This is a genomic window from Brucella sp. 22210, from assembly GCF_052045675.1.
Classification (GTDB): domain Bacteria; phylum Pseudomonadota; class Alphaproteobacteria; order Rhizobiales; family Rhizobiaceae; genus Brucella.
Map to the genome: position 1 here is coordinate 1 of NZ_JBQEPD010000149.1, position 689 is coordinate 689.

The window sequence follows — 689 nt, forward strand, 5'->3', positions numbered from 1 at the left end:
GTTCAGATAGCCCCGCGCAACACCTGCACCACCGATATAGAGCTCTCCCGCAACACCCACAGGAACCGGTGCTCCATGCCCGTCCAGAACATAAACCTGCAAATCGGGTATGGCGCGGCCAATCGGGCTTACGCCCACATGTGTAGCATCTTCGGGCTCCAGCGAGCGATAAGTCACATGAACGGTCGTCTCCGTGATGCCGTACATATTGACCAGTTGTGTATGCTTGTTCTGCCCACGTGCGTACCAAGGCTCGAGCGTCGCCACCTCCAATGCCTCACCGCCAAAGATCACATGTCGTAGCCGATGCGGTTGCGGTTCATCCCTTTGCGCGGCAATCAATTGCCGAAAGGCGCTCGGCGTCTGGTTGAGGATCGTCACCCCCTCGCGGCACAGCAGTTGGTAGAAGGCGTCCGGAGAACGGCTTGTCAGTTGCGGGACAATGAGCAGGCGGCCGCCATAGGCCAGGGCGCCCCAAATCTCCCAGACCGAGAAGTCGAAGGCGTAGGAGTGGAACAAACTCCAAACGTCCTGAGTATCAAAGCCGAACCAATGGTCCGTTGCACTGAACAAGCGGTGCACATTCCGGTGCTCGTTCATCACACCCTTTGGTTGTCCGGTCGATCCGGAGGTGTAGATGACATAGGCCAGGTTGCGCGGCGTCAGGCCGAGAACAGCGGGATCTGGAT

At 58.5% G+C, this 689-nt stretch carries 1 protein-coding gene; it reads right to left on the reverse strand.

Annotated elements, in window-relative coordinates; genetic code table 11:
* The coding region (locus tag ACTJKP_RS27075; protein ID WP_440632860.1) for an AMP-binding protein at window positions 1-689 on the reverse strand (689 nt) is incomplete at both ends.